The sequence below is a fragment of the Variovorax sp. dw_954 genome, from assembly GCF_018449755.1.
Lineage (GTDB): Bacteria > Pseudomonadota > Gammaproteobacteria > Burkholderiales > Burkholderiaceae_C > Variovorax.
In genome coordinates this window covers 1-232 of record NZ_JAAVVD010000134.1, presented here as the reverse complement: position 1 = coordinate 232, position 232 = coordinate 1, and the positions used below count along the sequence as shown (strand labels likewise).

1 protein-coding gene is annotated in these 232 nt (G+C 67.7%); it reads right to left on the bottom strand.

Annotation, left to right across the window (positions count from 1 at the left end; translation table 11 throughout):
- A partial coding sequence (locus tag HB681_RS37855) for a helix-turn-helix domain-containing protein (RefSeq protein ID WP_213960007.1) occupies window positions 1-232 on the bottom strand: 232 nt, incomplete at both ends.

Here is a 232-nt window from a genome sequence, read left to right as displayed (position 1 = left end):
GGCGTGCTCCGGGTTGTCAGTTCCACCAGCCGCGCCGCGTCCACCTTCATCGGCGGCGCACCGCGCGGCAAATCGCGCTCGATGCCGGCCAGCCGGGATTGCACATAGCGCTCACGCCAACGCGCGACCTGAACGCGCCCGATGTCCAACTGTTCAGCGATGTCCTTGTTCTGGATTCCATCAGCCGCCAGCAGCACGATGCGCGCGCGCTGCGCCAGCCTCACGCTGGTGA